This is a genomic window from Nocardiopsis sp. LOL_012, from assembly GCF_048060475.1.
Taxonomy (GTDB): Bacteria; Actinomycetota; Actinomycetes; order Streptosporangiales; family Streptosporangiaceae; genus Nocardiopsis.
The window spans coordinates 19225-39259 of sequence record NZ_JBHMIV010000010.1; the positions used below are offsets into that span (position 1 = coordinate 19225).

18 protein-coding genes are annotated in these 20035 nt (G+C 70.0%); 6 read left to right on the plus strand and 12 right to left on the minus strand.

Going from position 1 to position 20035, the window contains the following annotated elements; genetic code table 11:
• Nucleotides 1–123: 123 nt before the first annotated feature.
• The 7 genes from ehuA to ectA all read right to left on the minus strand — a co-directional run bounded on the left by ehuA (nucleotide 124) and on the right by ectA (nucleotide 6082).
• Nucleotides 124–948, minus strand: a complete 825-nt coding sequence (gene ehuA / locus ACFHWE_RS08545) for an ectoine/hydroxyectoine ABC transporter ATP-binding protein EhuA (protein WP_416600108.1) — start codon at nucleotides 946–948, stop codon at nucleotides 124–126.
• Nucleotides 935–1573, minus strand: a complete 639-nt coding sequence (ehuD, locus tag ACFHWE_RS08550) for an ectoine/hydroxyectoine ABC transporter permease subunit EhuD (RefSeq protein ID WP_416600110.1) — start codon at nucleotides 1571–1573, stop codon at nucleotides 935–937. Before ehuD ends, ehuA begins: the two co-directional genes overlap by 14 nt.
• Complete coding sequence (gene ehuC / locus ACFHWE_RS08555) at nucleotides 1570–2310, minus strand: ectoine/hydroxyectoine ABC transporter permease subunit EhuC (protein ID WP_416600112.1); 741 nt, start codon at nucleotides 2308–2310, stop codon at nucleotides 1570–1572. The genes ehuD and ehuC overlap by 4 nt, the downstream gene beginning before the upstream one ends.
• Before the next feature lie 6 nt (nucleotides 2311–2316).
• Nucleotides 2317–3213 (minus strand): ectoine/hydroxyectoine ABC transporter substrate-binding protein EhuB, encoded by an 897-nt coding sequence (ehuB, locus tag ACFHWE_RS08560; protein WP_416600253.1) that lies wholly within the window; start codon nucleotides 3211–3213, stop codon nucleotides 2317–2319.
• 425 nt (nucleotides 3214–3638) lie between these two features.
• Nucleotides 3639–4055, minus strand: a complete 417-nt coding sequence (locus ACFHWE_RS08565) for an ectoine synthase (RefSeq protein ID WP_416600114.1) — start codon at nucleotides 4053–4055, stop codon at nucleotides 3639–3641.
• A gap of 162 nt (nucleotides 4056–4217) precedes the next feature.
• Entirely contained in the window at nucleotides 4218–5483 is a 1266-nt protein-coding gene (gene ectB, locus ACFHWE_RS08570) for a diaminobutyrate--2-oxoglutarate transaminase (protein ID WP_028648901.1), read from the minus strand.
• An 89-nt stretch (nucleotides 5484–5572) separates the two neighbouring features.
• Complete coding sequence (gene ectA, locus ACFHWE_RS08575; RefSeq protein ID WP_416600254.1) at nucleotides 5573–6082, minus strand: diaminobutyrate acetyltransferase; 510 nt, start codon at nucleotides 6080–6082, stop codon at nucleotides 5573–5575.
• A gap of 783 nt (nucleotides 6083–6865) precedes the next feature.
• On the opposite strand from ectA, the gene ACFHWE_RS08580 reads away from it, so the two are divergent.
• The 3 genes from ACFHWE_RS08580 to ACFHWE_RS08590 all read left to right on the plus strand — a co-directional run bounded on the left by ACFHWE_RS08580 (nucleotide 6866) and on the right by ACFHWE_RS08590 (nucleotide 8538).
• The gene (locus ACFHWE_RS08580) at nucleotides 6866–7132 is read left to right on the plus strand and encodes a WhiB family transcriptional regulator (RefSeq protein WP_416600115.1); all 267 of its coding nucleotides are present in this window, start codon (nucleotides 6866–6868) and stop codon (nucleotides 7130–7132) included.
• Between the two features lie 136 nt (nucleotides 7133–7268).
• Nucleotides 7269–7847: a copper resistance protein gene (locus ACFHWE_RS08585; protein ID WP_416600117.1), complete on the plus strand. Its 579-nt coding sequence runs from the start codon at nucleotides 7269–7271 to the stop codon at nucleotides 7845–7847.
• A gap of 28 nt (nucleotides 7848–7875) precedes the next feature.
• Nucleotides 7876–8538, plus strand: coding sequence for a copper resistance CopC family protein (locus ACFHWE_RS08590; protein WP_416600119.1), 663 nt, complete (start codon nucleotides 7876–7878; stop codon nucleotides 8536–8538).
• Between the two features lie 41 nt (nucleotides 8539–8579).
• Here ACFHWE_RS08590 and ACFHWE_RS08595 read toward each other — a convergent pair whose 3' ends face one another.
• On the minus strand, nucleotides 8580–9341 hold the full coding sequence (locus ACFHWE_RS08595) for a PP2C family protein-serine/threonine phosphatase (protein ID WP_416600121.1): 762 nt from the start codon (nucleotides 9339–9341) through the stop codon (nucleotides 8580–8582).
• A 707-nt stretch (nucleotides 9342–10048) separates the two neighbouring features.
• Between ACFHWE_RS08595 and ACFHWE_RS08600 the strand changes: the two genes are divergently transcribed.
• Together ACFHWE_RS08600 and ACFHWE_RS08605 are read left to right on the plus strand one after the other, a co-directional pair.
• Nucleotides 10049–11335, plus strand: coding sequence for a glycosyltransferase (locus tag ACFHWE_RS08600; protein WP_416600255.1), 1287 nt, complete (start codon nucleotides 10049–10051; stop codon nucleotides 11333–11335).
• The gene (locus ACFHWE_RS08605) at nucleotides 11332–12303 is read left to right on the plus strand and encodes an anti-sigma factor RsbA family regulatory protein (protein ID WP_416600123.1); all 972 of its coding nucleotides are present in this window, start codon (nucleotides 11332–11334) and stop codon (nucleotides 12301–12303) included. The genes ACFHWE_RS08600 and ACFHWE_RS08605 overlap by 4 nt, the downstream gene beginning before the upstream one ends.
• Here the strand turns inward: ACFHWE_RS08605 and ACFHWE_RS08610 are convergent.
• Both ACFHWE_RS08610 and ACFHWE_RS08615 read right to left on the minus strand, forming a co-directional pair.
• Nucleotides 12251–12598: an STAS domain-containing protein gene (locus ACFHWE_RS08610; RefSeq protein ID WP_416600125.1), complete on the minus strand. Its 348-nt coding sequence runs from the start codon at nucleotides 12596–12598 to the stop codon at nucleotides 12251–12253. The genes ACFHWE_RS08605 and ACFHWE_RS08610 overlap by 53 nt on opposite strands.
• 132 nt (nucleotides 12599–12730) lie before the next feature.
• Nucleotides 12731–13558 carry an ANTAR domain-containing response regulator gene (locus ACFHWE_RS08615; RefSeq protein WP_416600127.1) on the minus strand — a complete coding sequence of 276 codons (828 nt, stop codon included), beginning with the start codon at nucleotides 13556–13558 and terminating at the stop codon, nucleotides 12731–12733.
• A 149-nt stretch (nucleotides 13559–13707) separates the two neighbouring features.
• Between ACFHWE_RS08615 and ACFHWE_RS08620 the strand changes: the two genes are divergently transcribed.
• Nucleotides 13708–14871 carry a PAS domain-containing protein gene (locus tag ACFHWE_RS08620; RefSeq protein ID WP_416600129.1) on the plus strand — a complete coding sequence of 388 codons (1164 nt, stop codon included), beginning with the start codon at nucleotides 13708–13710 and terminating at the stop codon, nucleotides 14869–14871.
• Here ACFHWE_RS08620 and ACFHWE_RS08625 read toward each other — a convergent pair.
• Both ACFHWE_RS08625 and ACFHWE_RS08630 read right to left on the minus strand, forming a co-directional pair.
• The gene (locus tag ACFHWE_RS08625) at nucleotides 14868–15506 is read right to left on the minus strand and encodes a response regulator (RefSeq protein ID WP_416600131.1); all 639 of its coding nucleotides are present in this window, start codon (nucleotides 15504–15506) and stop codon (nucleotides 14868–14870) included. The genes ACFHWE_RS08620 and ACFHWE_RS08625 overlap by 4 nt on opposite strands.
• A gap of 6 nt (nucleotides 15507–15512) precedes the next feature.
• A complete protein-coding gene (locus tag ACFHWE_RS08630; protein WP_416600134.1) occupies nucleotides 15513–19868 on the minus strand; it encodes a HAMP domain-containing protein in 4356 nt (1451 codons plus the stop codon).
• Nucleotides 19869–20035 lie beyond the last annotated feature (167 nt).

Sequence of the window (20035 nt, forward strand, 5' to 3'; positions counted from 1 at the left end):
CAAGGAGAGACTAAAAGCATTCTCATGACTACGGTATGTCGTGGTTAGGGTAAGCCGAAAAGCACCAAAAACGGCGGCCGAAGCGCGGTCCCCGCGCCCCGGCCGCCGCCCGGTCCGACCCTGTCAGTGGCCGTTGTCGAGCACCGAGCTGAGGAAGGCCTTGGTGCGCTCCTCCTGGGGGTCCTCGAAGATCTTCTCCGGGGACCCCTCCTCGGCGATCCGGCCCTTGTCGAACATCAGCACGCGGTGCGAGACGTCCCTGGCGAAGGCCATCTCGTGGGTGACGCACAGCATCGTGATGTCGGTGGTCTCGGCCACCTGGCGCAGCACGTCCAGGACACCGGCCACCAGCTCCGGGTCCAGCGCGGACGTCACCTCGTCCAGGAGCAGGATGTCCGGCCGCATGGCCAGCGCGCGGGCGATCGCCACACGCTGCTGCTGCCCGCCGGACAACTGGGTGGGGTGGGCGTCGATCTTCTCCCCCAGCCCGACCAGGTCCAGCAGCTCCTCGGCCCGCGCGTTGGCCTCGTCCTTGGGCAGGCCGAGGACGTGCACGGGCGCCTCGGTGACGTTCTTGCGCACCGACATGTTCGGGAACAGGTTGAACTGCTGGAACACCATGCCGATGCTCTTGCGCTTCTCACGCAGGTAGCCCTCGCTGGCGGGCACCAGCTTCGAGCCCCGGCGCATGTGGCTGAACGGCTCACCGGCCACGTGGATGTGGCCCTCGGTGATCTTCTCCAGGGTCATGAGCAGACGCAGGATGGTCGTCTTGCCCGAACCGCTGGGGCCGATGAGCGTGACGCGCTCACCGGGCTCGACCGAGAAGTCGAGGTGGTCCAGGACGGTGAGGTCACCGAAGCGCTTGACCACCTTGTCGAAGACGATCTGCGGCTGGCCCTCTCCCCCCTGGGGTTCTTCTGTGGCCGGGGCGTCAGACGGCGGCATAACGTCTCTCCAGTCGTCGGATGATGATCGCGGACGGGATGCTCACCAGGAGGAAGAGGAACCCGACCATGGTGTAGGCCTCCACCACGCGGAAGCTCGCGGAGCCGATCTGCTGGGCCCGGGTGAGCAGCTCGGCCACACCGATCGCGATGAGCAGCGGCGTGTCCTTGAACATGGAGATGAGGTAGTTGCCCAGGGCCGGGATGACCTTCCGGATGGCCTGGGGCAGCACGATCGCCCCCCAGGTCCGGGTGGCGGGCAGGCTGAGCGCCCGCGCGGCCTCCCACTGCCCCTTCGCCACGCCTTCGATGCCCGACCGGTACACCTCGGCGGTGTAGGCCGAGTAGTGCACCCCGATGACCACGACACCCACGGTCATCCCGGAGATGTTGGGCGGTGTCAGGAAGAAGACGAAGACCAACTGCACCACCAGGGGTGTGGTCCGGATGAACTCCATCACGACGTGCAGGACGGACCCTGCCACGGGCACGCGCCGGGCGATGGCGATCAGCAGCCCCAGGGAGAGCGCGATGAGGTAGCCCATCGCGGTCACCTGGACCGTCACCAGGAGCCCCTCCAGCAGAGTGGGCATGGATTCGAGGGTGAACTGGAGATCCCAGGTCATGTGCTCGCCCCCCCCGCTCCGCCGACGGCCGGGTTCCTGAGGCGGATGCTCAGACCCTTACCGTTGCCGTTGCCGTTCGAAGGTGTCCGGCCCAGCTTCCGGTTGGCCCGCCGTTCGAGGAGGCGCATACCGAAGATCAGCACCTGCGCGATGACGTAGTAGAGGATCAGGGCACCGGAGAAGGCCGCGATGGTCTCACCGGTGGCTTCACGCATCTGATCGGCGACCGCCGTCAGGTCCGTGACACCGATGAGGTAGGCCACCGCCGTGGCCTTCATGAGTTCGATGACCAGATTGCCGAACGTCGGCAGCATCTGTGCCCAGGCCTGCGGAACCACGACCAGCCGGGTGCGCTGGAACCAGGACATGTTGAGCGCGACCGTGCCCTCGATCTGGGCCTTGGGCACAGCGTTGATCGCGGCACGGACCACCTCGGCTCCGTAGGCGCCGACGTTCAGCCCGACCGCCAGGATCGCGGCGAACACATCGTTGAGCTGGAACCCGGTGGCCAGCGGAAGCGCGTAGGCCATCCAGAACATCAGCACCAAGGCGGCGATGCCCCGGAAGACCTCCACGTAGACCGTGGCCACGGCCCTGGGCAGCCAGTGCTTCATGCTGCCCAGGACGCCGAAGGCCATGGCCAGGACGAAGGCCAGGGCACAGCCGCCGATGGTGAGCTGGATGGTGACCCACGCGCCGTCGAGATAGAGCGGTAGCCGCTCGATCAAGAACTGCACGCGGTATCAGCCCTCGCAGAGTTCGGCGGTCGTGACGTCGTCGGGCAGGTCGGCCTCGGTGAAGCCCCACTCCTCGCCGATCTCCAGGAGGCGTCCGTTCTCCTTGAACTCGGCGATGACCCGGTTGACCTCCTCCACGAGCGAGGCCTCCTCCTGGCGGAAGGCCAGGCCGCCCCAGCCCTTCTCCTGCGTGCCGTCGATCTCGGGGAAGAAGGCCTCGGTGACCTCGAAGGGGCCGCCGCGGTCGAGCAGCAGGTAGGTGTGGGACACGCTCAGCATGGAGACGGCGTCCACACGGCCGGCGTCCAGCAGCTCGTAGCCGGTGGTCTGGTCCGGGATCAGTTCGAGCTGGTCCTCGGGGATACCGAAGTGCTCGGCGTAGTCCTGCTCCACGGAGCCGTTGAGGACCGCCAGCTTGAGATCGGAGTTGTCCACGAACGACGTGAAGTGGGTGATGTCGTCCGGGTTGCCCTCGTTGACGAGGAAGGCCTCCGGGGAGGTGGCGGTCGGCTCGCTGAAGGCGACCTGCTGGCAGCGGTCCGGGTTGATGAACATGCCGGCGGCGATGACGTCGAACCGGCTGGCCTGCAAGCCCGGGATCAAGCCGTCCCAGGCGACGGATTCGGCCTGGATCTCGGGAACGCCGAGCTCCTCGAAGACCGCCTGGGCCACGGCCGGGGACTGGCCCGCCGGGTTGCCGGCGTCGTCGATGAAGCCGAAGGGGATCTCGCTGGCGAGGCCCACGGTGACGAAGCCCTGCTCGCGCAGGCGGTCCAGAGTGGACTGGCCGCCACCCTCACCTCCGCCGTCACCGTCGCCGCCGTCCACCCGGCTGCAAGCGGCGAGACCGGCCACGGCGAGCCCCACACCGCCCAGTCGGAACGCGTCTCGGCGGCCCCACATCGCACCCTGGTTGACCGCTGGTACCTGCTTCTTCACGACTGCTCCTCGTAGAACTCGGGGGAGCGGCGCCTTCGCCTGTCAAGCGGACGGCGACGCCGCGCGTTCGGGGGACAGGAACTCCTGCCTCTGACGTCTCCGCGAGGGGGTGGCACACGGCACGGAGACCGGCCGCCGACAGGACTGGGCCGACGGCACTGGTACGGGATTCTCCCTACCCAGGCCGCTTATCAGTAACTAGGCACGATTAGTCCGTTATGCACTGGTTATGGGTCCTCCACCAGCCGGTGAACGCCTGGAGAACGCCGCTGTGTGCCGTCACCTGTACCGCGTGACCCTGGGTGGCTCAGGGGGTCACTGTGGGGCTTGGGAAACGGATACGGGCGGGACCCCCGGAGGGATCCCGCCCGCGCAGAGCCGCCCGGTCGTCAGGCGACCGGGGCGTCGCCCTCGGCCGGCTCTTCGACGATGAGCGGGTACACGCCGTTCTCGTCGTGCACCTCGCGCCCGGTCACCGGCGGGTTGAACACGCACAGCACGCGGAAGTCCGTCTTGGGACGGACCGTGTGCTTCTCGTGACCGTTGAGCAGGTAGAGGGTGCCCGGGGTGATGATGTGCTTCTCACCGGTCTCATCGTTGGTGAGTTCGGCCTCACCCTCGATGCAGTGCACCAGTTCGATGTGGTTGGCGTACCACATGCTGGTCTCGGTACCCGCGTACAGCACGGTCTCGTGGAAGGAGAAGCCCACCCCCTCCTTGGCCAGGATGACCCGGCGGCTGCGCCAGTTGCCGTGCTCGACGTCGCGGTCGGTGCCGTTGACCTCGTCCAGGCTGCGAACGATCACTGATGGTCTCCTTTAACGCGCTCGTGCGCCAATCGCTTCGGTCCATTCAACACGGACAGGGGCCGGTCGGCTTCCCTTCCGGGAGGGCGCCGATCGGCCCCGTGACCCTGCGTTTCAGTCGGGGGGAGCCCCGGGGTCCACGGGACCCCGGGAGGGCCTGTCTCAGGCCGGCTGCGCCACCTTCACCGCGGCGCGGACGGACTCGGCGATGATGTCGAGACCCTGGGTGAACTCGTCCTCGGTCGTGGTGAGGGGCGGCAGGAGCTTGGCCACCTCGTCCTCGGGGCCGGAGGTCTCCAGGAGCAGGCCGCGGTCGAAGGCCTCGGCGGTGACCCGCTTGGCGACGGCGGCCTCCTCGAAGGCGATGCCCCGGGCCAGGCCGCGGCCGCGCACGTGCGCACCGGTCTCGGGGACCTCGTCGGCGATCTCCTGGAGACGCGCGGCCACCATCTCGCCCTTGGCCTTGGTGGCCCGGGCGAAGGAGTCGTCGCTCCAGTAGCGGTGCATCGCCTCGACGCCGGTCACCATGGCCGGGTTGAAGCCGCGGAACGTGCCGTTGTGCTCACCCGGGCTCCACACGTCCAGCTCGCGCTTGAACAGCGTGAGGGCCATCGGCAGGCCGTAGCCGCTGATGGACTTGGACAGCGTGACGATGTCCGGGGTGATCCCGGCCTCCTCGAAGCTGAAGAAGTCGCCGGTGCGGCCGCAGCCCATCTGGATGTCGTCGACGATCATGAGGATGCCGTACTCGGTGCACAGCTCGGACAGCCCGCGCAGCCACTCGGCGCTGGCGGCGTTGATGCCGCCCTCGCCCTGGACCGTCTCGACGATGACCGCGGCCGGCTTGTCCAGACCGCTGCCGCTGTCCTCCAGCAGGGTGCGCAGCCAGAGGAAGTCCGGGGTCTTGCCGTCGAGGTAGTTGTCGAAGGGCATGGTGGCGACGTGGTCCAGCGGGACGCCGGCACCGCCGCGCTTCATGGAGTTGCCGGTCACGGCCAGCGCGCCCAGGGTCATGCCGTGGAAGCCGTTGGTGAAGTTGATGATGGTCTGGCGGCCGGTGTACTTGCGGGCCAGCTTCAGGGCGGCCTCGACGGCGTTGTTGCCCGCCGGGCCGGGGAACTGGATCTTGTAGTCCAGGCCCCTGGGTTTGAGGAGGACCTCCTCGAACGTTTTCAGGAACTCGCGTTTGGCGGTGCTGTAGGCGTCGAGGCTGTGGACGATCCGATCATCGGTGAGGTACTCGATGAGCGAGGCCTTCAACTCGGGGTTGTTGTGCCCGTAGTTGAGGGATCCGGCCCCGGCGAAGAAGTCCAGGTAGGGCTTGCCGCTCTCGTCGTAGACGTGGCTTCCGACGGCCTTGTCGAAGACGACAGGCCAGTTCCGGCAGTATCCGCGGACTTCGGACTCGAGGCGCTGGAAGGTCTCCATCGTGTGTTCCTTGGTTCCTTTCCCCAAGTTCGTGGGCTCGTGGCTTTGACGACGGGGTGGGTCAGGATCGGTCGATCCGTTGCGGATGGTCAGGCACGCTCTTGGCCCGCCCGCGGCCCGAAGGGGCCGATGCGGACGAGGTCCTCTGGTTCATGGGGGCTCCCGCCGTCCTGCGGGAAGTGCTCCTCGGTGAAGAGCGGGCTCCATGCGATCTCGGTGTCACGGTCCCGGGCGAACGAGGAGAACAGCGCGCGTGATGCGGCGTTGTCGGGTGTAACGGTCGCTTCGAGATAACGAATTCCCTGGTCGGCGATCCGGTCACCGATGAAGTCGAGCATCCGGCGGGCCAGCCGCTGTCCGCGGTACGCGGAGTCGACGGCGACCTGCCAGAGGAAGTACGTGTCCGGGCTGTCGGGGCGCACGTGTCCGGTGACGTAGGCGGCGAGACCGCCGTCGGGGTCGCGGGCGACGACGCTCGTCTTCGCGAAGTCCCTGCACCAGAGCGTGTAGGCGTACGGGGAGTTGACGTCCATCCCCGCCTGGCCCGCCAGCCGCCACATGCGCGGCCCGTCCTCCAGGGACGGCTGCGTCAGGCGCACGTCCCCACGGCCCGCGGCCCCTGTGGCCTCAGAGCCGGTGGCCCCGCCGTCGGTTCGGTCGCGTGCTTGGAGGTTCGTCTGTAGATGTGGCACGTCGAATGAACTTAGCAACCGAACACCAAGAATGATTCAGGCAGATCCCGCCCACATGTTTGACCAGATCGGCATCGGGTAGGACCCGTTTATTTAGCAGCGCAACAACGACCTGGTCAGAGCCCTCGCGGGGGGCCTCCGGGGGGCGGCTCCCGCCGTGAGTGCCCTGTCCATCAGGGGATTTCGCCTTTCGCGCGCGAGCCGACCACGGCGGGTCGCCACGCGGTTCGGCGCGTGTGGCGGATCGCACTCAGGGTCAAACATAGAGCCTTCGAGGGCATTATTAACAGTGTGTTAAGTCACATCAATTCGGTGGAAAGCTCGCGACATAAAGCTTCACGCGCGCGAGGCACGCCGCAAAGGCACCGCACCGAAGCGCGCGGAACCGCTGCTGGGCAGGCACTTCCGAACCGGAGCACGCACCCCTCGACACAGGCCCCGCACGGCGACGGCATCCGGGAAGACACCTGCCCACCCCGCCCACACCCCTCGGGGCCTTGATGGATCTGCGCTTTTCCAGCAGACTCCGTGTAGTACTACAAGAGGTCGTACTACACTTGGTCGCATCGCTTCGCCCCTGACCCGGGGGCGAGGCACCCGGAAACCGTGGTGAGGCCGAGGCCCCTCCCGCTGTGGGATCCACGGCGGGGGACACCGACCACGGATCTCAGCCACGGATCGGAGGCTCACGTGAACCGCCTGTACCACGAGAGCGAGGACTGGGTCGTTCAGGGACGCTGCCGCTCCTACGACCCGGAGCTCTTCTTCCCGGTCAGCAGCACCGGAATCGGGCGCGCCGACACCGAGCAGGCTCTCACCGTCTGCCGCAGTTGTACTGTTCGCCAAGAGTGCCTGCGGTGGGCGCTGCGAGCCGGCGAGGCCCACGGCGTCTGGGGCGGGACCACCCCGGAGGAGCGCCGCTACATGCGACGCGCCGTCCTGGCCCCCGCCTCGTGAGGCGTCGGCGCGGGCCGTCGGGCGCGAGGGGGATCGCGCCCGGCGGCCGTGTCCGGCGGCTCTCGCGCTTCTCCCCGTGAGCCGGGTGTGAGCCCCCTCCTTGCGGCCCCACCTGCCAGGTCCTAGGTTCGGTCACGTGCGCCCCGCCCACGGCACCCTCCGACTCACCCGCACCGCGCTCCTGGCCGGTGCGTGCACATGGCTGTCCTGGACCGGGCACAACCTGTCGTCCCCCGTCCCCGCCCCCGCGGCCGGCCTCGTCCTGGCCACCGTGCTCCTCGTCCCGGTGCTGTGGCACTTCACCAGGGTGATGCGCGGCTTCACCGACATCTTCGCGGTCCTGGCCTGCGCCCAGCTCGGCCTCCACACCGTCCTCCAGGGCTCCGGCGGGCCGTCTCCCTCCTTCGGGGCGGAGCACAGCGGGCACGGCCTCCTCGCGCACCTCGTCGAGCTGGGCCTGGCCCCGGGCATGCTCCTGGCCCACCTGTGGGCGGCGCTGCTCGCGGCCGCCCTGCTCGCCCACGGCGAGTCCGCCCTGTGGCGGCTCACGGCCCTGCTGTCCCGGGCCCTGCCTCCGCTGCTGCTCGTGCGCACGCCGCCCGGCCCCGCGACGACCGCGCCTCCGGAGCCCCTGGCCGCCGTTCCCACCGCGTCCGCCGCGCCGTCCGTGCACGGCCCGCGCGCACCCCCGGGCTCTCCGCACGTCCCAGCCTGAGAACACCCCGGAACGGAAAGAAGCCCGCATGTCATCCGAGACCACCCGCGCACCACTGCGCCGCCTCACCGCGACGGCCGCAGCGGCCGTCCTGGCGCTGGCCATGGCACCCTCCCCCGCCCTGGCCCACGACGCGCTCATCGACTCCTCGCCCGAGGACGGGGCGACCCTGGACGCGGTCCCCGAGGAGGTCGTCCTGACCTTCAACAACGAACCGCTGGCGAACGGTAGCGCGAGCACGGTCGTCGTCACCGGTCCGGACGAACGGACCTACACCGCTGAAGCCCCCCTCGACTTCGACGGCACCGACGTCACGGCGGAACTGCTTCCCCTGGACCAGGCGGGCGACTACACCGTCGCCTTCCGAATCGTCTCCTCGGACGGCCACCCCATCCAGGACACGCTGGAGTTCACACTGACCGAGGAGGCCGTCGCGTCCACCGCCGAGGAGGTACCGGCCGAGGCCGACGGGCGGGAGACGGCCGCCGCGGAGGAACCCGCCGAGGGGACGTCCGCGGCCGAGGCCGACGAGACGGCGACCACCGAGGAGGACGGCGGGGGCGTGTCGCCGCTGGTCGCCGGGCTGATCGTCTTCGGCGTCGTCCTGTGCTTCGGTGGAGTGATCAACCTTGTGCGGAGGCGCCTGAAGCGTGGCGCCGAGACGGGGGACGGAAACCCCGGCGGGAAGTAGCCCGCGGGCGGCGGGGGCGACAGGCCCCCGCCGCCGACCACTCACACCCGGCGTGCGAGCAGAATACTGATGTTGTCCTTGCCCCCGGCCTCCATCGCAGCCTGCCAGAGGGCGTGCACGGCGGCCTCGTCACTGCCGGCCTCGCCGATCATCCGCTCCATCTCCTCGGGCAGGACCAGGTCGGACAGGCCGTCGCTGCACATGAGCCAGGCGCTGGGGTCGGAGGCGTCGTCGCGTCCCACGTGGGGGACCATCGCACCGCCCGCGCTGCCGCCCAGGGACTGGGTGATGAAGTTCGTGGTGACCGGCCGTCCGTCCTCGGAGGGCGGCAGCGCCGGGGAGTCGTCCTCGGAGAGCTGGCGCAGGCGGCCCCGCTCCAGGCGGTAGGTCCGCGAGTCGCCGACGTTGAACCAGAAGTTACCGTCGCTGTTGAGCAGGACACCGGCGACCGTGGTCCCCATACCGGAGAACTCGCTGTGCTGGGTGGCGTGGTCCTTGATCTCCTCGTCGATGTTGCTGAGCAACTGGGCGATCTCCTCGGGCCCCTTCAGCCGGGGTCCCATCTCCGCCATTCGGTGCACCGCGTGCTCCGAGGCGATCTCCCCCGCGGCCTGGCCGCCGATACCGTCGGCGACCGCGAGGATGACCGGCTCGCTCACCGGGAGTACGCAGCGCACAGGCGAGGTCATGTTCGCGCTGGCCACGGTGAGCGCGCCCATGACGACCGAGTCCTCGTTGGCGGGACGAACAGCGCCCCGGTGTGTGAGAGCCGTGACGATGACTTCCCCACCAGCGACACCCATACGCCCTTCCTCCCGTTCCTTCGGCCGCGGCCGGTCGCCCGGCGTACGCCGCCGAACCTTACCCGAGTCCCGTGCAACGCGCGGATCCTGTAACCGTACCGCCGGAATAGCGGCGGGGGCGGTCAAAATCCGCGTACATCATTGCGGAAAACAACCGGATGCGCAGCGCCCACCCGGGGCACCACCGCCGAAAGTGTCGCAGTCGACGCACGGAACGGGTCCGGGGCGGTCCCGCTCTGACAGTAGCGGCGCTTCCGGGAGCACCCCAGCGGGGTCCCAACGACACGGGTCGCCACCAGGAACAGGAGACTTCCACCAGGTTACGGTCTATCCCGAAGCTCCCTTCCGCCCCGGCGAAGACCGGCTGACACGTTGTGGCTCCCTGCACCGTCTGGCAGAATGGGGCCCGTTGGGTGTCTAAGACGCAGACACACACGACCCGCGCCCCGAGCGCCGAACCAAACACGGGTTCGCCCGGAGGCACGCTTCCTTCCCTGACGGTCGTTTGGTGTGGTCATTGGTGCGTCTTCCCCCTCTTCCCCTCCCCTCTCCGCGACACGTGTCCCATGTGCGCGTCCGCACCGGGGCGCCCCCTCCAGCCGTGTTGACGGCCGCACCCCCTCCCCGGGGCTTCGACCTGCCGACGGAGCCCCTTCGTGCCCGCCCACGACGGACACGCCTCCTCCGTGTCCAAGGAGTCCAGCCCAGTGAAGATCGCCATGGTCGCCGAACACGCCAACCCCCTCCCCGCCCACCGCGGTGAGCCGTCCTGCCCCGCGAGCCTGCACGCCTGCGCCCTGTCCCGGCAGTTGGCCAAGCGCGGCCACAAGGTGACGGTCTACTCGCGCCGCAGCGACCCCGAGCAGCCCGAGGGCCGCACCCGGATGGCCCGCGGGGTGTCCGTGGTCTACCTCGACGCCGGCCCCTCACGCCCCCTCGGCCGCGACGAGCACACCGAGCACACCGGGGCCTTCGGAAGCGCCCTCGCCGACGCCCTCGACGAGGACTCCCCCGACCTGCTGCACGCCGTGGACTGGACCAGCGGTCTGGCCGCCCTGCACGCACGGGCCCACAGCGGCAAGGACCTGGACTCCGCCCCGGTCATCCAGACGTTCCACTCCGTCAACGCCAGCGAACAGCGCTCGGGGCTCCCGGAACGGCCCGAGCGCACCCGCATGGAGACGGTCCTCGCCGCGCGCGCCGACCACGTCCTGGTCAACTCCACCGACCAGAAGGGGGAACTGGCACGGCTCGGCGTGCCCCGCCACCAGGTGAGCGTGGTCCCCTTCGGGGTGGACACCGACCACTTCAGCGTCGAGGGCAGCGCCTCCACCGAGCACTGGCAGCGCCGACGCGAGGAGAGTCCCCGGCTGGTCTCGGTCACCTCCCTCACCGAACCCGGCGGTGCCGGGCGGCTGGTGGAGGCGATGACCCGCCTACCCGAGGCCGAACTGCTCATCGTGTCCACGTCCCAGAACCGCGACGTGGCCGTCGACGAGGACGCGCGCGAGATCGAACTCCTCGCCAAGGAGGCGGAGGTGGACGACCGCGTCCACCTGACCGGCCCCGTGGACCGCAAGGAACTGCCCCGTCTGCTGCGCTCGGCGGACGTGTACGTCTCCGCCGCCTCCTACGACCCCTTCGGCGGGGCCGTCGTCGAGGCGATGGCCTGCGGGCTTCCGGTGGTGGCCACCGCCACCGGTGCGGTCCCCGGCGCGGTGCTGCACCGCACCAGCGGCGTGCTGATGCGGTTCGGTAGGCCCGACGAGGTCGCCCGGGCCGTCCGCTCCGTGCTCAACACCCCGACGATGAGCTCGGCGTTCGGAATCGCCGCCGCGGACCGGGCCCGGTCGCGCTTCACCTGGCAGCGGATCGCGGTGGAGACGGAGCTGGCCTACCAGCGCTCCCTGCCCCAGCAGCCGGAGCAGGAGGACTCCGACGAGGACGACGTGGACCTCCCCTTCCTCTCCGCGGCCGCGCACCCGCAGCGGTGACCTTCGAGCACCAAGGCCTGCTCTTCCACCGCGAGGAGCGGCTGCACGAGGTGGTCGGGCCGTGGCTGCGCTCGGCCGTGGCCGGGGGCGCCCACACGGTGCTCGTCGTCGGCGGGCACCGCTCCGAGGCGCTGACCGCGGCCCTGAACGGCGCCGAGCGGTCCCGGGTGCACGTCACCGAGCGCTCCCGGGTCTTCTCCGCTCCGGGGCGGACCCTCGCCCTGCTGCACCGGCTCGCGCTGTCCCACGCCCCGGGTCCCGTGGCCGTGGTCGCCGAACCGCCGCTGGCCGAGGCTCCGGCGCTGGAGCGCCGCGAGTGGCACCGGCTGGAATCGGTGCTGGACACCGCACTGTCCTCACTGCCGGTGCGGATGCTGTGCGTGCACGAGGCCGCGGGGCTGCCCTCCGGGGTACGGGCCGCGGTACGTGCCACGCATCCCGTACTGGCGGCACCGGACGGTCCCCGGACCAACCCCGGATACCTGGGCAGGGCCGCGTTCGGGGCCCTGCCGGACGCCCCGGAGCCGCTACCCGTCACCGGCCCCGTCCACGTGCGGGAGATCGGCGGCCCGCTGCCGGTCCTGCGCCGGGAGCTCACCGGGCTCGGAAGGTCGCTGTCCTGGCCGGAGGAACGGGTCGACAACCTCGTGACGGGGGTCAACGAACTGGCCGCCAACGTCTTGGAGCACGGCGCGGGCAAGGGCACCGTGACCCTGTGGCGCGGGCCAGGGCGGTGGGTGTGCGACGTGTTCGACGAGGAGGGCGGCCTCGATGACCCGCTGGCGGGCTACCGTCCGGGCGACGGGGTGCGCTCTCGCGGGTACGGGCTCTGGATCGCCCGTCAGACCTGCGACTTCATGGAGATCTGCGGCGGCCGCACCGGATCCCTGGTGCGGCTGCACCTCCTCGACCGCCTCAGCGGCCCAGCGACCGCACGGCCGCGGCGGTGCTCTCGGCGATCGGGATGACCTGGTCGATCCCCGCGATCACGAACAGCCTGTGGACCTGCCGCTGCGGTTCGGCGACCACCAGGCCCACGCCCAGGTCGCGGGCCTGCCGGTAGGCGGCGACGAGAACACCGATGCACCGGGAGTCCAGGAAGCCGACCCCGGCCAGGTCGATCACCAGCCCTCGGGGCGGATCCTCCCCGAGGAGACGTTCGAGCGCGTCCGCCAGCGCCGGAGAGGTCGCCGCGTCCAGTTCCCCCTCAGGGGCGACCACGGCGACGCCGTCCTCGCGGCGTGTCGAGATGTCTGACGTCACTCCGGGTTCTCCTTGTCCTTTCCAGGCCCGGCGCTCGGCTCCGGCCCGCCCGCCGCTTTCGGACCGAGTCCCGGGGAGACCCGCTTCCGCGGAAGCGGTGCCCGGGCGCGCCGAGGCGCCCCCGAAGCCTCATCATGACGGCTTTCGGTCACGCCGGGGACTCATCCCGCGGCCGTTGCCGCCGTGTTCACCTCCCGCTTCCCGCGGGCGGTGCTCCTGTCCCCGGGAGGCGGAGTTCTCCCGAACGAGGTCTCCCGCCACGTCCACGACCTTCTTCCGGTTGCGCTGGGCCACCTCACGCAGAGCCACGAAGGCGGCATCGGCGTCACAGCCCCGCGCGTGCATGATGATGCCCTTGGCCTGGTCGATCACCGTACGCGCCGACATCGCCCTGCGCATGTGCGCGGTCTCCCGGGCGACGTCGGCGCGTCGGCCGACACTGTGCAGGGCGGCCGCCGCGTGCTCGGCGAGCAGGGCCGCGAGCGGGACGACCACCTCCTCGTCGAAGGCGTCGGCGCGGCCAGAGTGCACCCCGAAGGTGACGACCCGGTCGCCGTGCCCCTCGCCACCGCTGACGAGGCTGGGCTGGGTGACCGAGGAGCGGTCCCCGCACTGCACAGCCATGCTGGTGTACCGGGGCCAGCGGTGCTCCCGGAGGACGTCGCCGACCCGGACCTGGCGCATCTCGCGTACGGCCTCCACCGTGGGCCCCTGGTCGCTGGTGTACTGGTGCTCGAAGGCCTCGGCGAGGTCGGCGTGAGAGGCGCCGTAGTCGGTGACCACGTGCCGCGCCGAACCGTCGGGGCCCACGACCTCCCGCCAGACGACGACCAGGGCCGCCGAGCAACCGGGCACCCCCAGGGCGGCGGCCCGGCTCATCTGGTCCAGGGCCCGGTCGAGTGTGGCGTTCTCAGCCTGTCCCAGCGCCCCGATGTCACGGGCCAGGCGCTCGATCCACACCCTCCCACCTCACTTCCGCGGTTCGGAGGCCTCTCACCACCGTAACGCGGTCACCGCGCCGGATCCCACATCCGCTAGCGTCGACACGAGACCCGCGTCGGTGCCACGCCCCGACGCCCACCCGACGGACGACGACCGGAGACCTGAGCGTGTCGGACAACCTCGCCGGACTGCGGAGGGAGATCACCGCTCTGGGGGAGCGTGTGGAGGCCCTCGGCAGCACGCACTCCATGTACCCCGACGACGCCCGGAGCACTGCTGAGGCGGCACTGGCCGAACTGGAGTACGCCGAGCGGCTGCTGGGGCGGGCGGACGAACTGCTCGAACGGTCCCGGCCGGAGCGGCCCGGTCCCCGCCGCCCCGGGGACGACGGGGACCGGACGCTGCTGCGAGCGATGTTCGCGGAGCTGAGCGTCCCAGTGGTGCTGCTCGACCATGACGGCCACATACGGCGGATCAACAACGCGGGTGCCGCACGGCTGGGCAGCGCGCCCGGCTACCTCACGGGCAAGCCGTTCGCGCACTTCGTCGACCTGCGTAAACGGGCGGCGCTGCGGTCGTGGCTGGCGTCCGTGCTGCGCGGCGACGGCACCGCCTCGCTGGAGTCGCGGACGGCCCAGCGCGGCTGGGCGGAGGACGTGCACCTGACGCTGACCCGCCTGGAGCTGCCCACCGAGGCGCACCCCCTGGTGCTGGTGGCGATGTCACCGCCGGTCGGCGGGGCTGAGGAGGAGGGGCCCGCCCCGCTGGAGCCGGAGGTGGAGGACCAGGTGGTGGTCCTGGCCGCCCGGCGGCTGGACGTGCTGACCCGCATGACCCGTCTGCTGCTGCGCAGCGCCGGGCCGGGTGGGAGGGGGGAGCCGCTGCCGCTGGCCGACGTGGCCGAGCTGCTGGCGGACTCCTACGCCGACTGGGTGCTCGTGGACGTGTGCGACCTTCCCCAGGGGCCGCGGGCGGCGCGCAGGGCCGCCGTGGCGGGCCCGTCGGGCGAGCCGAGGCGGGAGATGGAGCAGGCCGACCCCGGCGCTTCGGCCATCCCCGGCGACGTGCTCAAGGGCGGGAAGTCGCTGCTGTTTCCGCTGATCGAGGACGCGGACGGGCTCGGCCGCACCGCGTCCGGCGCCCCGCTGCTGACCCTGCTGGGTGCGGGTTCGCTGCTGTCAGTGCCCCTGCGCGGTACCCGGGGGGTGCGCGGCGCGCTGACACTGATCCGGCGCAGCAACCGGAGCAGTTTCCGCCTAGCCGACCTCGGCCTCATCGAGGAGATCGGGGAGCACGTCGGTCTGGCGCTCCCCCCGCGCCCCTCCTCCTAGACGGGCCCGTGGATCGTGTCCACGAGCGCGGACAGGCGCCCCACGGAGCGGTCCATCCTGCGCACGCCCTCCACCAGTTCCTGGTCGACGTCCTGGTCGCGGTCGACGATGTGCGCGCGAAGCCGGGCGAGGTCGCTCTGCACCTGACCGGCGTGCCGTGCGATGCGCTCCACGAGGACCTTCCCGGGCTCCCCGGTCTGCTGTGCGAGGTCGCGCTGGAGGGTGCGGGCCTGCTCGCGCATCCGCTCCCGGAGCTGGTGGAGTTCGACGAACACCTCGACCTTGGAGCGCAGCACCCAGGGGTCGAACGGTTTGAGGAGGAAGTCGACCGCGCGGGAGGCGTAGCCGCGGAAGACCTGGTGCCGGTCGAACTCCTGGGCGGTCAGGAAGATGATCGGCACGTCCTTGGTCTTCTCGCGCTGCTTGATGTGCGCGGCCGTCTCGAACCCGTCCATACCCGGCATGACCACGTCGAGCAGGATCACCGCGAAGTCGGTCCCCAGGAGGTGTTTGAGCGCCTCCTCACCGGAACTGGCCCGGACCAGGTTCTGGTCGAGTGAGGTGAGGGCTGCCTCCAGCGCGATCAGGTTCTCTTCTCGGTCGTCCACGAGAAGGATGTTGGCCTTCTGGGTCACGGTGAACTACTCCACGTCCTCGTTCGGGCCGGACTGGACGGAGGCGTCGGCGTCCGTGCGGCCATGGTCCCCGGTCTCGCCCGCGTCCTGGGCGCTCGCCCCGGCGATGGTCTCCTCCCGGCCGGCGGTCAGCCAGCGGAGCATGACGTCGAGCAGGTGGTCCAGGTCCACCGGTTTGGTGACGTAGTCGGTGGCTCCGGAGGCCAGGCTGCGCTCCCTGTCCCCCTGCATCGCCTTGGCGGTGAGGGAGATGATCGGCAGGGCGGCGAACTGCGGCATGTCCCGGATCGCGCGCGTCGTCGCGTTGCCGTCCAGTTCGGGCATCATCACGTCCATCAGGACGAGCGCGATGTCCTCGTTGGCCTCCAGCATGGCGATGCCCGAGTGCCCGTTGTCCGCGTACAGCACCTCCAGCCCTTGGGCCTCCAGCGCGCTGGTGAGGGCGAAGACGTTGCGTACGTCGTCGTCGACGATGAGCACCCGCCGACCGTTGAGGACGGCGCTGCGCTCGGGATCGGTCCGGGCCTCGGCGGCCTCCTGGCCGGCGTCGGCCCCCTCCTCGTCCGCGGGTTCGACGGCTCTGAGCACCGGCACGCTCGGCAGCGGTTCGCCGCCGAGGTCGGTGAGCGCGGCGACGGCCGCGTCCAAGTCCTCGTCGGGGATGGCCCCGCGGCCGTCCTCGTCGAACGCGTCGCCGTAGGCGGCCTCCCGCCTCCTGGCGGCCTCCAGCATCGGCAGCGAGTCCACCCCGGTGATCTCCTCGGTACGGCTCGCGGCGTCCTCGGGCAGGCGCACGGGCAGCAGCAGGGTGAAGGTGGACCCCTGGTTGACCACGCTCCGCACCCGGATCTCACCGCCCAGGAGGCGGGCGAAGTTGCGGCTGATGGACAGTCCAAGGCCGGTGCCGCCGAACCGCCGCGACGTGCCTCCGTCGCCCTGGTGGAAGGCCTCGAAGATCACCTGGAGCTTGTCCTCGGCGATCCCGATGCCGGTGTCGGCGACGGTGAACGCGATGACCTCCTCGTTCTCGGAGAACATGTCGAGGTCGGCGTCGTCGAGGGCCCAGGCGGGCTCGATGAGCAGCCGCACCTCGCCCTGCGGCGTGAACTTCACCGCGTTGGAGAGCAGGTTGCGCAGGATCTGCTGGAGCCGCTGCTCGTCCGTCCACAGGGTGCCGGGGATGTCGGGGGAGACGTCGACCGCGAAGGCGAGCCCCTGTTCTCCGGTGACCGGGCGGAAGGTGGCCTCGACGTAGTCGACGAGCTGGGCGATGGAAACATCGCTGGGCTGCACCTCGGCGCGGCCGGCCTCCACCTTGGACAGGTCGAGGATCTCGTCGATGAGCAGGAGCAGGTCGCTGCCGGCCTTGTGGATGGTCTGGGCGAACTCGACCTGCTTGGGCGAGAGGTTCTCCTCGCCGTTGTCGGCCAGGAGCCGGGCCAGGATCAGCAGGCTGTTGAGCGGTGTGCGCAGCTCGTGCGACATGTTCGCCAGGAACTCCGACTTGTACTTGGAGGAGACCTGGAGCTGGTGGGCGCGCTCCTCCAGGGCGTCCCTGGAGCGCTGGATCTGCTGGTTCTGGAGTTCGATGGCGCGGTTCTGGTTGGCCAACTGGGTGGCCTTCTGCCGGAGCTCGGCGTTCTTGCCGCGCAGCTCCTCCTGCTGGCGCTGGAGCTCGTTGGACCGCTCCCGCAACTGGCCGGCGAGCTGCTCGGACTGTTCGAGCAGGTACTCCGTCTGGTTGTTGGCCAGGATGGTGTTGATCGTGGTCCCGATCAGGGAGCCGAGCTGGCGCAGGAAGTTCTTGTGGATCTCGCGGAACTCGGTGTAGGCGGCGAACTCCAGGACGCCCAGCGAGCGCTCCTCGGAGACGATCGGCAGGATGTACAGGTACCCGGGCTCGGCCTCACCCAGCCCCGACCGCACGTTGACGTAGCCCGAGGGCAGGTTGCCGACCTGCTGCTCGACCTGCTGCTCCAGGGCCTCCCCCGCCAGGCCGACCCCCTTGCGGACCCGGCGTCTGGGCTCGTCGGGTGTGCAGCCGAAGCCCGCGTAGAGCCGGAAGACGTCCTCGTCCCCCTGGTCCTCGGGCAGGTAGCAGGCGCCGTGCTGGGCCTTCACCAGCGGGGTCACCTCGGTCATGATCAGGCGTGCCAGCTCGTGCAGGTCCCGGTGGCCCTGGATGTGGCCGGAGATGCGGTTGAGGTTGGACTTGAGCCAGTCGGCGTCGCGCTGCGTCTCCGTGGTCTCGCGCAGGTTCGACACCATCAGGTTGATGTTGGCCTTGAGCTCCTCCATCTCGCCCCGGGTGTCGACCTGGATGTTGCGGGTCAGGTCGCCCTTGGCCACGGCGTTGGCGACCTCGGCGATCGCACGCACCTGGGTGGTGAGGTTCCCGGCCAGGCCGTTCACACTGTCGGTGAGCTGGCGCCATGTACCCGAGACGCCCTCGACCCGGGCCTGGCCGCCCAACTGGCCCCGGCTGCCCACCTCGTGGGCCACGCGCGTGACCTCGCTGGCGAAGGAGTCCAACTGGTCCACCATCGTGTTCACGGTGGTCTTGAGCTCCAGGATCTCGCCCTGGGCATTGACGTCGATCTTCTTCGTGAGGTCGCCGGCGGCCACCGCGGTCGTCACCTCGGAGATGTTGCGCACCTGCGTAGTGAGGTTGTGCGACATCGAGTTGACGTTCTCCGTCAGGTCCTTCCAGATGCCCGACACGCCCTTGACGTTGGCCCGGCCGCCGAGCTTGCCCTCCGTGCCCACCTCGCGCGCCACCCGGGTCACCTCGTCGGCGAAGGCGGAGAGCTGGTCGACCATCACGTTGATGGTCTCCTTCAGCTCCAGGATCTCGCCCTTGGCGTTGACCGTGACCTTCTTGGTCAGGTCGCCGGCGGCCACCGCGCGCGTGACCATGGAGATCTGCCGCACCTGATAGGTGAGGTTGTTGGCCATGGAGTTGACGTTGTCGGTCAGGTCCTTCCAGACCCCGGAGATGTCGCGCACGTGGGCCTGGCCGGCCAGCTTGCCCTCGGTGCCCACCTCGCGCGCCACCCGCGTGACCTCGCCGGCGAAGGAGTCCAACTGGTCCACCATCGTGTTGATGGTGTCCTTGAGGTCGAGCATCTCGCCCTGGGCGTCCACGGTGATCTTCTTGCTCAGGTCGCCCTCGGCGACGGCGGTGGTCACCTGCGAGATGTTGCGGACCTGGTAGGTGAGGCTGTTGGCCATGGAGTTGACGTTGTCGGTCAGGTCCTTCCAGATGCCCGACACGCCCTTGACGTTGGCCCGGCCGCCGAGCTTGCCCTCGGTGCCCACCTCGCGCGCCACCCGGGTCACCTCGTCGGCGAAGGAGTCCAACTGGTCGACCATCGTGTTCACGGTGTTCTTCAGGGCCAGCATCTCGCCCTGGACGTCCACCTCGACCTTGCGGGTGAGGTCGCCCCGGGCGACCGCCGTCGTCACCTGGGAGATGTCGCGCACCTGGTTGGTGAGGTTGTCCGCCATGGAGTTGACGTTCTCCGTCAGGTCCTTCCAGGTGCCCTGGACCCCGCGCACGTTGGCGCGGCCGCCGAGCTTGCCCTCCGTACCGACCTCGCGCGCCACCCGGGTCACCTCGTCGGCGAACGTGGACAACTGGTCCACCATCGTGTTCACGGTGTCCTTGAGATCGAGCATCTCGCCCTGGACGTCGATGGTGATCTTCTTGGTCAGGTCGCCCCGGGCGACCGCCGTCGTCACCTGGGAGATGTCGCGCACCTGGTTGGTGAGGCGGGAGGCCATCTGGTTGACCGACTCGGTCACCTCGCGCCAGGTGCCCGAGACCCCCTGGACCCGGGCCTGGCCGCCGAGCTTGCCCTCGGTGCCCACCTCGCGCGCCACCCGGGTCACCTGCTCGGTGAAGTCGCTCATCTGCCCGGCCATCCGGTTGACGGTGGTGGCCAGGCGCAGCAGGTCGCCCTTGAGCTCGCCGCTGCGGCCCTCGGTGGAGGCGCGGCGGCTGAGCTCGCCCTCGGCGACGGAGTCGAGGACCCCGGCGACGTCGGTCACCGGTTCGGCGACCTCGTCGAGCAGGTCGTTGAGCGCGCGGGCGCTCTCGCCCCAGGCGCCGCGGGAGGGGTTGACCGCGACGCGCTCGTGCAGCCGCCCCTCGTTGCGGACGACGTCACCGACGCGCTGCAACTCGCTGCTGAGCTGCTCGCTGTGGTCGACCACCTCGTTGAAGACCGAGACGATCTCCCGGATCCTGCCGTTGCCGCGTGCGCGCAGACGCACGCTGAAGTCGCCGTCCCGCATGCGGTACAGGGCACTGAGGATCTCGTCGAGTTGTTCCTCGGCCAGTTCCCTCGTCGCCTCCGGCATCGAACTCTCCAACCTGGGGTGGTCCACCTCGGCCCCGTGCGCGCGTCCACGAAACGGATGTGTCGGTCACTTACACTAACCGGCTCCGGCCCCCGCACAGTCGGGTTCGGCCCAAATTCGTTGGGGGCGGGCCGTCCGTGCCCTGCCGCGGGGACCCTCCGGGCTCC